The sequence below is a fragment of the Xenorhabdus siamensis genome (assembly GCF_037996745.1).
Lineage (GTDB): Bacteria > Pseudomonadota > Gammaproteobacteria > Enterobacterales > Enterobacteriaceae > Xenorhabdus > Xenorhabdus indica.
Genome location: NZ_JBBMXE010000005.1, coordinates 20,195 through 33,584 on the forward strand (window position 1 = coordinate 20,195; position 13,390 = coordinate 33,584).

12 protein-coding genes and 1 pseudogene are annotated in these 13,390 nt (G+C 39.7%); 4 read left to right on the forward strand and 9 right to left on the reverse strand.

Annotated features, from left to right (window positions below):
• Positions 1-11: 11 nt before the first annotated feature.
• From AAC852_RS04015 to AAC852_RS04030, 4 genes and pseudogenes are all read right to left on the reverse strand, one after another.
• Positions 12-1,112 carry a glycosyltransferase family 9 protein gene (locus tag AAC852_RS04015; RefSeq protein ID WP_246432508.1) on the reverse strand — a complete coding sequence of 367 codons (1,101 nt, stop codon included), beginning with the start codon at positions 1,110-1,112 and terminating at the stop codon, positions 12-14.
• 31 nt (positions 1,113-1,143) lie between these two features.
• Positions 1,144-2,247, reverse strand: coding sequence for a glycosyltransferase (locus AAC852_RS04020; protein ID WP_340619920.1), 1,104 nt, complete (start codon positions 2,245-2,247; stop codon positions 1,144-1,146).
• Positions 2,244-3,374 (reverse strand): glycosyltransferase family 4 protein, encoded by a 1,131-nt coding sequence (locus tag AAC852_RS04025; protein ID WP_340619921.1) that lies wholly within the window; start codon positions 3,372-3,374, stop codon positions 2,244-2,246. Before AAC852_RS04025 ends, AAC852_RS04020 begins: the two co-directional genes overlap by 4 nt.
• Positions 3,371-3,613 (reverse strand): annotated as a pseudogene (locus AAC852_RS04030) (glycosyltransferase family 9 protein); the annotation flags it as partial. The gene AAC852_RS04025 and the pseudogene AAC852_RS04030, both read right to left, overlap by 4 nt.
• 246 nt (positions 3,614-3,859) lie before the next feature.
• On the opposite strand from AAC852_RS04030, the gene waaA reads away from it, so the two are divergent.
• Genes waaA through coaD form a run of 3 tightly spaced genes read left to right on the forward strand, consistent with a single transcriptional unit; the run spans position 3,860 to position 6,392 of the window.
• A complete protein-coding gene (gene waaA / locus AAC852_RS04035; RefSeq protein ID WP_187650023.1) occupies positions 3,860-5,137 on the forward strand; it encodes a lipid IV(A) 3-deoxy-D-manno-octulosonic acid transferase in 1,278 nt (425 codons plus the stop codon).
• Positions 5,137-5,913: a glycosyltransferase family 2 protein gene (locus AAC852_RS04040; RefSeq protein ID WP_340619922.1), complete on the forward strand. Its 777-nt coding sequence runs from the start codon at positions 5,137-5,139 to the stop codon at positions 5,911-5,913. Before waaA ends, AAC852_RS04040 begins: the two co-directional genes overlap by 1 nt.
• The gene (gene coaD, locus AAC852_RS04045; RefSeq protein WP_340619923.1) at positions 5,910-6,392 is read left to right on the forward strand and encodes a pantetheine-phosphate adenylyltransferase; all 483 of its coding nucleotides are present in this window, start codon (positions 5,910-5,912) and stop codon (positions 6,390-6,392) included. The genes AAC852_RS04040 and coaD overlap by 4 nt, the downstream gene beginning before the upstream one ends.
• 60 nt (positions 6,393-6,452) lie before the next feature.
• Here the strand turns inward: coaD and mutM are convergent, their stop codons facing one another.
• Positions 6,453-7,262, reverse strand: a complete 810-nt coding sequence (gene mutM / locus AAC852_RS04050; protein WP_340619924.1) for a bifunctional DNA-formamidopyrimidine glycosylase/DNA-(apurinic or apyrimidinic site) lyase — start codon at positions 7,260-7,262, stop codon at positions 6,453-6,455.
• 114 nt (positions 7,263-7,376) lie between these two features.
• Between mutM and rfaL the strand changes: the two genes are divergently transcribed.
• Positions 7,377-8,639, forward strand: a complete 1,263-nt coding sequence (gene rfaL / locus AAC852_RS04055; protein WP_340619925.1) for an O-antigen ligase RfaL — start codon at positions 7,377-7,379, stop codon at positions 8,637-8,639.
• Positions 8,640-8,707: 68 nt separating this feature from the next.
• Here rfaL and AAC852_RS04060 read toward each other — a convergent pair whose 3' ends face one another.
• From AAC852_RS04060 to AAC852_RS04075, 4 genes are all read right to left on the reverse strand, one after another.
• A complete protein-coding gene (locus AAC852_RS04060; protein ID WP_340619926.1) occupies positions 8,708-9,883 on the reverse strand; it encodes a glycosyltransferase family 4 protein in 1,176 nt (391 codons plus the stop codon).
• Positions 9,880-10,986: a glycosyltransferase family 4 protein gene (locus AAC852_RS04065; protein WP_340619927.1), complete on the reverse strand. Its 1,107-nt coding sequence runs from the start codon at positions 10,984-10,986 to the stop codon at positions 9,880-9,882. Before AAC852_RS04065 ends, AAC852_RS04060 begins: the two co-directional genes overlap by 4 nt.
• A gap of 16 nt (positions 10,987-11,002) precedes the next feature.
• Positions 11,003-11,992, reverse strand: coding sequence for a glycosyltransferase family 9 protein (locus AAC852_RS04070; protein ID WP_340619928.1), 990 nt, complete (start codon positions 11,990-11,992; stop codon positions 11,003-11,005).
• A 186-nt stretch (positions 11,993-12,178) separates the two neighbouring features.
• Entirely contained in the window at positions 12,179-13,294 is a 1,116-nt protein-coding gene (locus AAC852_RS04075) for a glycosyltransferase family 4 protein (protein ID WP_340619929.1), read from the reverse strand.
• Between the last annotated feature and the right edge of the window lie 96 nt (positions 13,295-13,390).

A 13,390-nucleotide genomic window follows, 5' to 3' on the forward strand; every position in this document is an offset into this window, starting at 1 on the left:
ATGAAATATTATTACTCAGTAAAAGTATACAAGGACAAAAAGACATCTATCTTTTCTAAGATAACCTCTAGAGGCATTTCACTGATTTTGCTATTAATATTTTTCTGAACTAATTGGATAGCGTTTTTATTTCCCGGTCCCCATACATCATTATTGATATAATTTCCATGCTTATCATTACCATATAGTGCGATTGTATTTTTCTCATATGCAGCAGCAACATGTACAATTGAGGTATCTGGCGAAATAATCAAATCAGCATATTTTATTATTTCTACAGCACTGAGAAAATCGCAAAATGGGTTGAAAATACAGTTATCTAAATATGAAATCATACTTATTTTTTCAGGACTACCAATCAATATAATATTGACTGACTGATATGAATAACCAATATGAGAAGTTATTCCAATCAATTGTTCTTTAGAAATATTTCTCCTTTCATCAGCAGCAAAGGGATTAATGACAACAGTTACCGCTCCTGGCAAACGAGAGTAAAAATCACGCACTTTATCCTTGATACCATCAGGAACATATATGTCATACTGCATATTATAATTATAAATCTCCATATGATTCATCAAAGATTTATATCTTTCTGTAATATGTAAATTATAACCTAAATAAGTTATGTTTTTGTTATAAATATTTATTTTATCTTTATTAAACCCAATTACATGATTAGAATTAATTAGTCTTATAAACAAAAGATAGATAACAGGAATTTGATCACCCATATCAATAATAAGATCATACTTTTCCTGTTTCAATTTCAATCCTAACTTAAGTATATCTGTATTTTTATCAGGATAGAAATATACCTTATCTATATGTGGATTATTTTCTATCACACAATAATTAGTTCGGCCTGATAATACATGTAATTCATAACCTTGCTGAGACAATGCTTTTAAAACTGGTGTGGATACAATCATGTCACCAATTTTATTATCATCTCGTAAAAAAAGAACCTTTTTGACACCTATAAGAGAAAATTCTCTTTTTTTCCATTTATCAATAAATATTTTACCTATACTAAACCTTATTTTTTTGAAAAAATAATTTTTTCTTCTATTTATTTCACGTAATTTTTTAAATTTTTTTTCAGTCATTAGAACATCTCAAAGGATAACATCAAAAATTTTACTGCTTTATCAAGGAAAAATACTCATCAAGTACAATATCCAAATCAAATTTCTTATACATTTTTTCCGTAATTAAAGGGGGATTCTGATAAACCAAACGCATTTTTTCTGCCAATGATTCTGAAGTAAGTTCTGATTTATATTGTTCTAATTCCCCCACCATAATTTCACTGATTCCACCAGGACAATCTGTGCTGACAACTGGAGTCTGACAGATCAACGCCTCAATTAATACATTACCTAATCCTTCACTATCTGAACTCAGAACAACAGCTTTAGCTTCACGTATTACGGGTAAAGGATTTGTTAAAAACCCAATTAGCTTAACTCTGGATTGTAAACCAAGTTCCACAATTTTCTGTTTAATTTTATCAGTCATTTTTTCATCGCCATGACCAGCAATTAATAAGTTGCAAGGAATAGCAGCCATGGCAAATGCTTCTAACAAGCGATCATGACGTTTCACCTCGTGAAATCGTCCAAGATGGAGAATATAATTTTGACCTGAATATGGATTGTTTTCTAAGGAATTCAATTTAATTTCAGTTATGTTGAATGGGTTGTAAATAGTGACCATTCTTCTGGCAGCAACAGATAGATTTTCCTGTAAATCCAAGCCAACTGCATCAGAAACACAAATTAAATTACGATTCTGATAAACACGCTGGATTTTATGCTTTTTAAGCCAACGTGCCAGACCTGTTTTATTTTCGAGGTAAGATTTAGAAAATACACCATGAATACAAAACCATACATTCAAATTTTCTAATACTTTAGACCTTGCAACTATACGATCGGTTTTGTGTAAATTGGATATTACCAGCGCAGGAATTCCTTTTTGCCGCAAGATTTTTCCCAAAACCTTATCCATTGATTTCGCTCTACGAAAAATTTCAGTCTGTCTTCTAAAAGGACCTGCATACTTATCAGCATCAATAACCAAATCAACATGTTCAGGAATCGAATATTCGCATTTATCAGACAATGATAATAATGTGATATCAAAGCCCCTCTGTTGCAATCCACGGCACAGGCGAACTACGACATTTTCAGCACCACCACCCGGCAATCCATCAATGATAAACAGGATATGCCCTTTCATAAAGAAAGCACCTTGCTATACAGTTCAGTAAGCTGCTGAGATAAATAAGCCGGAGTATAACCCGTTATCTTTTCTTTTGCTGACATAGCGATCTTACTGGTCAAATGATCCGAAGGTATTAAGGAAATTCTTTCAGATAATCCCTTTATATCCAAAGCATCACAGACAAAGCCATTTACTCCCGAATCAATGAACTCAGCTCCTCCACAGGTTTTACTGGTTATAACTGGTAAGCGACATGCCATTGCTTCCAGTATGACATTCGGGAAAGGATCATATAATGTCGGTAGTAATAAACCATCAGCCATTTGATAAAATGGCAGCGTCTTTTTTTGTACACCTAGAAACCTAATGCGAGTATAGCAACCAAGAGAATGAGCAAGTTGTTTATATTTATTTTCTTCCTTGTCCTGCCCGATCACCAATAGATACGCTTCCGTCTTACTAATTGCTTTAATTGCGGCTTTCAGCCCTTTTCTTTCAAAACCTGACCCAACATATACCAGACATTTAGCTCGTGCTGGGATGGCATATTGCTGTCGCAACACAATTCGTTCCTCTTCTCCGGCAGGAAAAAACTGTGACTGGTCAATAGCATTATAAATCACAGAAATTTTCTCTTCTGGTAGCTCAAAATCTTCCATAACTTCCTGTTTGACCATCTCAGAGTTACAGATAACTTTCTTCAACTCTGGAGACAAATACATTCTCTTCTCCGCATCCATGACATAACGATGGTAACGGCTGACAAAAAGCAGTTTACTTTTCCAAGCTGGCAGGATTCTTGATCTTTGCTGCAACCACCGCTGATGTACGCCATCACCAGCCCGATAAATATCACATCCCGCTATTCGTTCATGACTTTGGACGATATCGAATTGTTCCTTTTGCCAAAGAGTTCTGGATGCATCAGCAAACCCCTTCTCACGGCTAATGCGTCCCCATTTCAACGGATTGGCCAAGTGCACATGCCAGTTTGGATTTATGCTTCCCTGCCAAGAGCGGGTAATAACATTTAATTGTAGATTTTCATTACCCAATGCTTCTAAAGCTCTGGAAATGAAACGTTCAGCACCACCATCAGGGCGATATTTTTGCCGAACAATGGCAAGACGAACAGGTTTCATGATAAATATCTCCGAGCCGTTTTAATCACAACATCTGTCGGGATCAAACTTAAATAGCGATTATCTGTTTTAATATCAATTTCATCAGGGTCCGGTAATTTACCGTAATTTCCTGCCCAGATCACTTCCCCATTGCCCTGACATGGGCGCCAAAAGATCATCTTAGATGGCCCCATTAACGCAATACAAAGTGTTTTTAATGCAGCAGCCATAGGCACAGGAACAGAATCAACGCCAATAATTTTAGGGAATCCAATCCTATAAGTTGTACAGAACCTGTAACAGAATCTGTAAATAGAGAAATCAAAGCGCTACTTCACTGATAGGCTAAATTAATGACCAGATCGTATCTTCGATTTCCAATACTTGCCATAAAATAGGCATACTCTTTTTAAGGAAATACGAACAACTTATCTGCATTTTGCACACTTTCTTCAAGCCAATGTGATACTATAGCCGCAATCTATTTTAGTGAATTTGATAGAATGTTGCTTCGCTTATATCAGGTACTTCTCTACCTTATCCAACCTATTATCTGGTTGCGCTTATTACTGCGCAGCCGTAAGTCTCCGGCATACCGTAAGCGCTGGGGTGAACGCTATGGTTTTTGTGCCCAAAAAGTTACTCCAGGAGGGATATTACTCCATTCGGTTTCGGTTGGAGAGACATTAGCTGCTATTCCTCTCGTCAGGATTTTACGGCATCACTATCCTTTTCTGCCAATTACTGTAACAACCATGACGCCAACTGGCTCCGAAAGGGTACTTTCCGCACTAGGAGATGATGTTAACCACGTTTACCTACCGTATGATTTGCCTGGCTCTATGAGTCGTTTCCTTGATAACGTCAACCCCAAATTAATGATTATTATGGAAACTGAGCTATGGCCTAATTTGATAGCCCAATTACACCAACGTGGTATACCGCTGGTTATTGCCAATGCAAGGCTTTCAGCCCGTTCCGCCGCCGGATATCAGAAAATTAATAGTTTTATTAAAGCCATTTTAAACAAAATCACGTTGATCGCTGCACAAAATCAGGAAGATGGCGAACGTTTTATTGAATTAGGGCTGAAACGTACCCAACTGGCTGTCACAGGCAGTCTTAAATTCGATATTTCTGTTACACCTGAATTGGCCGCTAAGGCGGTGACTCTGCGTCGTCAATGGGCTGCACATCGGCCTGTATGGATTGCAACCAGTACCCATGATGGTGAAGAAACTATCATACTGGATGCGCATCGAAATTTATTGAAACAACATCCCGATTTATTGCTGATTTTGGTTCCCCGCCATCCTGAACGTTTTGCTAAAGCGGAAGAATTAACTCAAAAAGCTGGGCTAAGTTCAGTATTAAGGAGTTCTGCTACCATACCCGATGCTAATGTCCAGGTTGTTATTGGTGATACTATGGGTGAACTCATGCTACTGTACGGTATTGCAGATCTAGCCTTTGTCGGAGGCAGCTTAATCGAACGTGGTGGTCATAATCCACTGGAAGCTGCGGCTCATGCGATCCCTGTCATTATGGGGCCACACACTTTCAATTTTAAGGATATCTGTGCCAAGCTGAATAAAGCTGATGGGCTTATTACTGTGACAGATAGCCAATCTTTAAGTACCGCTGTCAATAGCCTGCTGACGGATGAAGATTATCGCCTTTATTACGGTCGTCATGCCGCGGAAGTCCTACACGAGAATCAGGGCGCACTGCAACGATTGTTAAAATTACTGGAACCTTATCTCCCACCACGGAGCCATTGATGAGCACGAGAAAACGTCTATCCGTCGTCATGATTGCCAAAAATGCCGCCGACTTGATTGGTGATTGCCTGCTATCTGTAGACTGGGCAGATGAAATTATCGTTCTGGATGCTGGTAGTACTGATGCAACCTGTCAAATCGCTAAAGAAATGGGAGCCAAAGTTTACACGAATACTCAGTGGCCTGGTTTTGGCCCTCAGCGGCAACTCGCACAATCCTATGCCAGTGGTGATTACATTTTCATGATTGATACAGATGAGCGAGTCACTCCTGAGTTAAAAGCTTCAATTGAACAAGTTCTGGAAAATCCCAACGACAATAAAGTCTATGCCTGTGCACGCCTTAATTTATTCATGCACCGGTTTATGAAGCACAGCGGCTGGTATCCTGATAAAGTCATTCGTCTCTATTGCCGTGAACGTTATCAATATAACGATAATCAGGTTCATGAATCACTGGATACCCAAGGCGCCCATATTGTGACATTGAAAGGTGATTTACGTCATTTAACCTGCCGCAATCTGATGGAATTCCAGCAGAAACAATTGAATTATGCGAAAGATTGGGCCAAACATCGCTACAAACAGGGTAAAACAGCCCGTTATTCTTCCATTATCAGCCACACACTGGGTGCATTTTTCAAAACATGGCTGTTAAGAGCGGGTTTCCTTGATGGTAAACAAGGGCTAATGTTAGCGATTGTCAATGCTCAATACACCTTCAATAAATATGCAGCACTCTGGGAGCTGACCCAAGCAGAGAGTCAAAGACAATGAAAAAAAAAGCCATTTACCCCGGTACATTTGATCCTATTACCTATGGTCATCTCGATATAGTGACCCGCGCTGCAAATATGTTTGATCATGTTTTACTTGCCATTGCCAGTAGTGATAGAAAAAACCCTATGTTCAACCTTGAAGAACGTGTCACATTAGCCAAAAAAGTCACTGCTCATTTGGATAATGTTGAGGTTGCAGGATTCAGTGAGTTGATGGCTAATTTTGCTAAAAAACAACAGGCGACGATCTTAATTCGTGGAGTACGTTCAGTTTCTGATTTTGAATATGAATGGCAACTCGCCAATATGAATCGACATTTTATGTCTGAGTTGGAAAGTGTCTTCCTGTTGCCCTCTCAAAGTTTATCCTTTGTCTCATCATCCTTAATCAAAGACGTTGCTCGTCATAATGGTGATGTTTCATCATTCCTGCCGGAGCCTGTTGCTCTGGCAATGTTAGAAAAATTAGGTAAATAAAAAAATTAGGTAAATATAAATATATAGTCATCGGGGGCAATTCAGCCCCCAAAGATACAATTAATGCTGGCACTGCCGACAAAAAAACGTACTGCGCTGCCCTAATTTTATACTCTCTATTTTTTCTCCGCACATTGGGCAAAGCTCGCCTTTTTTGCCATAAACAAATAATTCCTGCGCGAAATACCCCGGTTTTCCATCAGATTGCAGAAAATCTTTCAGCGTAGTCCCCCCTTGTTCAATAGAACGACGTAAAATCTGCTTTATCGTATCTGCTAATAGATATGCCTCTTCCTGTGTCAGGGAATGAGCAGGGCGCTCAGGCAAGATATGAGCCACATACAAAGCTTCATTGGCATAAATATTGCCAACACCAACAACCACTTTGTTATCCATCAACCAGGGTTTAATAGCCGTTTTCTTATTACGCGAAAGAGTGTAAAGGTATGAGCCATCAAATACATCAGACAGGGGCTCAGGGCCCAAATGAGCCAGTACAGAACATTTCTCAAGATCATCGCTCCATAGCCAGGCTCCGAAACGCCGTGGATCCGTATAGCGGAGAATTTTACCGTCTGTCATCACCAGGTCGATATGATCATGTTTTGCAGGAGGAAATTCATGCAATAAGATACGTAAGCTACCGGACATTCCAAGATGGACAATAATCCATCCATCAGACAATTCGAGCAATAAATACTTTGCCCGACGCTGCACACTGAGCACAGCTTGATCTGATAATGTCATGATCTGTTCAGAAACAGGCCAGCGCAAACGTGAATTCCTTACCTCAACATATTGAATCACATTACCAGCTAAATGTGGCTCAATTCCTCTGCGACTGGTTTCAACCTCTGGTAGTTCCGGCATACTGACTCCTTGAATAAACTATCTACAGCATCCTATTTAGCAGATTACGATACCGTTTTCATGTATTATTTATAGCTAAATCCAGTCAAAATCGTTGAAAGAATAGGCCGCACCATGCTTCTTGATATCAGAAATAGGCTAAACATAATCGAAAATAAAAAGTCCCTGTGGAACTTATCTATTATTGGACTGTACATTATTCTTGTTTATCTGCCAGATATTACAAGATATAAAAATCTTGTCATGATCCTGATCTGCATAACAGCACTGTGTTATCTGGTAACGGATTTTCGTCAAGTAGTAAACTCACTGAGAAATTCTCTCTTCTTATCCATTTTGCTATTTATACTGGCAATGTTCTACTCTATTGGAATTTCGATTGATCCTGCATTGAGTTTCAAAGAGATGAATAAGCCTATCTTAAATGGCCTGTTGCTGTTTAGTTTCACACTTCCCATTGTGCTCTATCAGGAAAGTAAACAACACATTGCAAAAATGATCTTGATTGCTTTTATTATTGGTATGTTAGCTATTTCACTGACCGATCTCGCGAAATACATTATCAATTACGATTCAACAGGTGAAATGCCATTTACTAATTATAATCATCGGGAGTTTTCATACGGATTTATTTTCTATTTTCCTGTGTTGTTATGTACTTGGGCATTATGGAAAAAACATTCTTTACTGAGTTGGTTATTGTTGCTTATCGCTTCAGCCATCAGCCTATTCTTATTGCTTGGAACACTTTCTCGTGGTGCCTGGGTTGCCATTGTAGCAGCCACAGTGTTTATTATTGTGATTAATAGAGAATGGAAAATCACCATTGCTGCTGCAATATGTCTGGCATTATTGGCCGGGATCACTCATTGGTCGGCAGCATCAAATCCTGCCACAAAATTACTGCTTTTTAAGCTTACTCAAACTGATAGCAGCCACCGCTATAGTAATGGAACCCAAGGCTCTGCGTGGCAGTTGATTATGGAAAACCCTGTCAAAGGTTATGGTTTCGGTAATAAGATATATCACCAAGTCTATAATAGTCGTGTTGCCGATTATCCTGACTGGACATACAGAACTTCCATTGGACCACATAATATATTTTTATCGCTTTGGTTTGCTGGTGGCGCTCTGGGCCTAATAACCACACTATTAATGACATTCTCAGCAATATTTACCGGAAGCCAAATCATACGTCAAAATAGTGGCATAATCCGACAAGCGGGTCTCATTATGCTTACCGCATTTCTTGGCATTTTCATCGTCAGGGGGATGTTTGAAAATGCTTATATTAATGAAATAGGTATCTTATTGGGATTAATGATCGCCCTATATAGTGCCCAACAAGAAACCAGAATAGAACAGAAAAAACCCTAATTTCAAATACACCAGCCCATATCCAATAAATGAGATGGGCTGGTGTCCCACGATTTGACTTTCATTTATCAAAACAGATTTTCTTCTATCACTTGCATAATCAACTTTGCCCGTTGATCCCAATTAAATTGCTCCGCGACTAATCTCTGAGAGTGTTCTGCTTTAGCCATTATTTCAGTCGGGTTATCAATCAGTAGTTGAATCTGTTGTGCAAAACTTGTCGCATTTTCACTGTCTGCAAAGCTGACCGCGTTTTCATCAACCGCATCACGAATGGAAGGAAGATCAGAAATAACAACGGGTTTGCCCATCGCCATATATTCAAAAAGTTTAAGAGGGGAAGTATAGCGGCTGCCAATACTGGTTTTTGTCAATGGCAAGATGCAAATATCATTATCTGCAATGACTTGGAAACGGTTTTTAGGATGGACAAACCCCAGAAAATTAACCCGATCACTTACGCCAATTTGTTGGGCTACAGATTTGAGTTGTTCAATCTGCGTGCTATTTCCACCAGCAATGTTCAATACAACATTATTAAGGTGACACATAGACTTCATCGCAGTAGGTACGCCTTTCCAGCGATGCAAACTGCCTAGATACAGTACCTGTGTTGTTTCTCCTTTCTGGTATTGCCTGCCCGAAGATGTCATCTTTGTCGCTTTAACTGCTAACAAATCAACACCGTCAGGTGCAACGATAATCGGAGTTTTAACTCCATATTCTGTATAAATATCGTCTCGTAGTAATGAAGTCAGAACAAAAACAGTCCGGGCACGATGATAAACCTGTTGTTCAATTTTTCTGAGCCTAGAATATTTGCGCTTATTAGCACGTTTATTCAAGTCATGAGACTCTTTAAAAGACTGAGAAAAAATTTCATGACTTTCAAAAAAGTGCGGGATATCAGGATGCTTATGCAAGAGATAATTTGCCATTTTAATATTACGCGTAAAAATGGCATCGACCTGATGTTCTTGCAACCAACGGGAAACCTGCAAATAAAATAATTTTTGCGTATTGATGGGGAAATACCACTTACGGCGCATATCGCGTAAAGCAATCAATGCAACAGATGGTGGTAACTTTCTACCAAGGATCTCCTCAACACCATTTTGACCCGCAGGTGTAATCAGACTGACTTGGTGTCCCTGACGGGCAAAAGCATCCACATTCTGCAAAATTTGCAGTGAAGCAACACGAAAATCAGGTACAGGATAGGGATCAATATAAGCAATCTTCATGACTTTTTTATCGTATCCAATAAACGGCCGGCCGAATGCTCCCAGGTATACATAGTTTCAATTCTCTGGCGAGCATGTTTACCCATTTCTTTTCCTCTGTCTGGTAAAGACAAGAGATGATTAACAGCTCCGGCAATAGCCTCTGCATTACCGGGTGTCACCAGAATGCCGGACTGATTCTCATTTCCTACCACTTCAGGTATACCACCAATATAACTGGCAATGACAGGTCGCTGACATGCCATTGCCTCCGCAATAGTAATACCAAATGCTTCATCACCAATGCTTGGGAAGATCCCGGCATCCCCGGCAGCATAAAACTCAGGTAACTGATCATGACTAACGGGAGGATGAAAAATAATTGATTGTCCTAACTCCAATTCCGCCGCTTTTTTTTCAAGCCGCTTCAGTTCTTCACCTGCTCCAATAATTAACAGTTTTACATCCTTATCACGTAACAAGGCCATCGCATCAACAGCAATTTTCATGCCTTTCCATCCGACTAACCTGCCAGCAAAAGTCAGTAGAAACGTATTCTCATGAATCCCTAGCCTGCTGCGGACATCAGAATTAGCAGGTTTGAACTTATCAACATCTACACCATTATAGATAACACTTGGAAATTGTTTAAAATGATGCTGGATCTGCCAAGCATTAAAATGGCTGCAAGCAACCCATGCCGATATTTTTTTCCCTAATATTCTGTCGCCTTTAAAAAAGCTGGTTCCCCCACTCATATAACAAAACTTAGTATGGGAGTTGGCGGGCATCATTCTGGGCCAGAAGAAATCAAAAGGCTTAGTCAATATTACCCAATCAAAATTTTCAGCAATCACTGTTTCACGGGCATGACGGGCAAATGAGTAGCGTTCAATAATACGTTGAAAACGACGGCCAATATTGATTACTCGTTCTCTGGGGATAAATGGGAAAGTATGCACACGGATCTTCCGATCCTTCAACTCAGGTCTGATATCACCTATTCCGCCAAAAATATGGATCTCATGTCCTGCATCTGTCAAAGCCTTAGCCAATTCCCAGACCGCCGTTTGAATACCACCATAGGACATGGTAACGGTGACATCAATAAATCCTATCTTCATCGTTGTCATTATCCTTTTATTGAACTTCTAGTATATTTTTCACTGAATCCCAGACTTGTTCCACTGATATGTCTGACATATTATCTTGACGGGTTGCCTGTTGATAATCTATTGGATGTTCAATCACAGCCAATTTTGCATGCTGTTGTGGAGCAAGAAAACGACCAGGATGGAAACTATGGTACATGGCAACCATTGGGATCCCTAATGCTCCTGCCAAATGTGTCGTCCCGGTATCAACACCAACATACAAATTAAGTTGGCTCATAATCGCCGCATTTTGGCGCATCGTCGTTTTACCCGCCAGAGATGTACATCTCTGTACTCCCAACATTTCAGATAATCTTTCTGCCGCTGCCGCCCCATCCTGGCTACCCAACAGTAAAATGTGGGCAGCAGGATAACGAGCATAAATACGCTGGGCTAACTCATAAAAAGATTCTACAGGCCAATCACGGTAAGCTTTCGCAGGAAAACTTTGTAGTTGAAAACCAATCCTTAGTTTATCTTGCAACCCATAATGCCGGAGAAAAGAACTCGCATATTCTGCTTCATTTTGACTCACACAATACTGCAACCGCCAATCATAAATCTCAATTCCTAACGCATTAGCTAACAATGCCCTTTCCTGCTGAGCCTGCATAAGTTTTTGGGGTTTTTCTACAAACAATTCATTTGGGGTTCTGCGGGATGTATCAGAAAAGCAAACAACCCGATTTGCTTTGCGTCTGGCATATTGTAGTAAAGGTTTATCATGATTATATACTAATGCCAAATCATAACTACGACGAGAAAACCAACCAGCCCACTTCGCTTTTCCTTTTGAAAAAACGCTTATTGAATTGATTTCATCAATATTCTCAAGGATCTCTTTTGTTCTTTTATGCGCCAATACATCAATATTGGCTTCTGACCAGTTTAACTTTAATGCCCGAATTACTGGTGTTACAAGTAACGTGTCACCAAAACGTGCAATATTGATAATCAAAATGTTTTTAGGTTGCATAATAATGAATTATAAAATTATCCATTCAGAGACCGACTCAAGAGAACATACATCAAAGTTATTTAAGACACCTTGTATAGATTGTTCCGTAAAAAAGCCAAACAAGAGTTTTTATTTCATTTATTCTATTTCACCTATTAGTATATTAGATAAAATGGTAATATGAGTGAAAAATAATACAATCTGTCACCAATGATTGTCACTCACAACAAAAATAGACTCCATTTTATCTAACATATTATCCATACCGAACAAACGTGTGGCTCGTTTAAATGAAGCATTTCCCATCTGCAAACGTACATCTGCATTTCTCATTAACAGATCTAATTTCTCAGTTAGCTGTTCAATACATTTAGGTTCAATAATATAGCCTGTTTCACCATCAATCACAGCTTCAGAGATAGCGCCCACTGATGTAGAGACCACTGGTAATCCACACGCCATTGCCTGCATGATGCCTTGTGGGACCCCTTCATTTCCAAACGAAGGCAATGCAAAAATATCCATCGCATTTAAACAGTCTGGAACATCCTGACGATTACCAAGAAAAATGACACTATCCGTCAGCCCTTCTTGTTTAACCCTGGGTTCAAGATTTTTTCGTTGTGGGCCATCCCCAACAAACAGTAATTGCCAATCAGGATAGCGTTGATGGAGTATTTTCCAGCTATCCAACAGGTAACGATGCCCTTTCCAGGTTCTCATCGTCGCCACAATACCCAGCGTCGGTTTATCTGCAATTCCAATACGCTGGCGGCACTGTTGTTTGTTTTCAGGCTGAAAACGTGTCAAGTCGATACCTGTCGGTACAGATGTCATATGAGATAGCGGATAGCCATTATTCGTATGTAGATATTGGCGTAATTTCTCCCCTGTTGTCACAATGTGCTGGCAGGATTTCAAATAGAGCCAACGGGTCGCTATGGAGGTTGAAACATGAGTGGAAACATGACGGGTTCGAACTATTGGTGGCATCCCTCTTAATGTGGAACATGCCGCAGCTACCAACCAAGAATCAGTAGAACTGTGAGTGTTAATGATATCAAACCGATGGCCTTCAACCTTCAACCAACGGCGCATTGCTATAAAGCATGAAAGGCGTTTTTTTTCAATTGGCAACGCAACGACAGGAACACCATAATGGTGAGCTTCACGATAAAGTGTCGAGGTTGGGCAACAAACGATAACAACATGATGCCCACGACGCATCATCCCCTGAGATTCCGTCAGAATACGAATCTCTTGCCCTCCCCAACCACACGACGATTCCGTATGTAAGATATTCAAGGTCTTTCTAGTCATTTTCTGAGCCACGCCTAACAGTTCATATACCAAAAAGGGTCAGTATAACTGAACGTCATATGACGTTCACGGGTAACCGATAACCAGGTTTAAGAT

Bases quoted from the DNA above. Each gene is read 5' to 3' on its own strand.
- AAC852_RS04070 (WP_340619928.1), bottom strand. From the start codon at position 11,992: ATGCAACCTAAAAACATTTTGATTATCAATATTGCACGTTTTGGTGAC.
- AAC852_RS04060 (WP_340619926.1), bottom strand. From the start codon at position 9,883: ATGAAGATTGCTTATATTGATCCCTATCCTGTACCTGATTTTCGTGTT.
- mutM (WP_340619924.1), bottom strand. From the start codon at position 7,262: ATGCCGGAACTACCAGAGGTTGAAACCAGTCGCAGAGGAATTGAGCCA.
- coaD (WP_340619923.1), top strand. From the start codon at position 5,910: ATGAAAAAAAAAGCCATTTACCCCGGTACATTTGATCCTATTACCTAT.
- waaA (WP_187650023.1), top strand. From the start codon at position 3,860: ATGTTGCTTCGCTTATATCAGGTACTTCTCTACCTTATCCAACCTATT.
- rfaL (WP_340619925.1), top strand. From the start codon at position 7,377: ATGCTTCTTGATATCAGAAATAGGCTAAACATAATCGAAAATAAAAAG.
- AAC852_RS04065 (WP_340619927.1), bottom strand. From the start codon at position 10,986: ATGAAGATAGGATTTATTGATGTCACCGTTACCATGTCCTATGGTGGT.
- AAC852_RS04040 (WP_340619922.1), top strand. From the start codon at position 5,137: ATGAGCACGAGAAAACGTCTATCCGTCGTCATGATTGCCAAAAATGCC.
- AAC852_RS04025 (WP_340619921.1), bottom strand. From the start codon at position 3,374: ATGAAACCTGTTCGTCTTGCCATTGTTCGGCAAAAATATCGCCCTGAT.
- AAC852_RS04020 (WP_340619920.1), bottom strand. From the start codon at position 2,247: ATGAAAGGGCATATCCTGTTTATCATTGATGGATTGCCGGGTGGTGGT.
- AAC852_RS04075 (WP_340619929.1), bottom strand. From the start codon at position 13,294: ATGACTAGAAAGACCTTGAATATCTTACATACGGAATCGTCGTGTGGT.
- AAC852_RS04015 (WP_246432508.1), bottom strand. From the start codon at position 1,112: ATGACTGAAAAAAAATTTAAAAAATTACGTGAAATAAATAGAAGAAAA.